Consider the following 229-nt stretch of genomic DNA (forward strand, 5'->3'; position numbering starts at 1 on the left):
GCAGGTAACGTTGCTGGCCACTGGTGTCGAGCTCTCGCAAGCGGCTTTCCAGTTCATAGAATGGAATATGTCTGACCGGGTTGTTGGCGAGTTCCAGAGGCGCGTCCGCCGCTTCGTCAGGATGGCGAATATCAATAATTTCATCACTCAGGGCGGGAGTTGTCAGCAAGGCAATATCCTCCAGGCCGCTGCCCGTTTCCTCTAACACCCGATCGATACGTTGATAGCT

Annotated in this window: 1 pseudogene; it reads right to left on the bottom strand. The window is 54.6% G+C overall.

The features are described from left to right. Window positions 1-229: pseudogene (locus tag Q4563_RS23365) on the bottom strand (hypothetical protein); the annotation flags it as partial.

Source organism: Gilvimarinus sp. 1_MG-2023 (genome assembly GCF_030548285.1).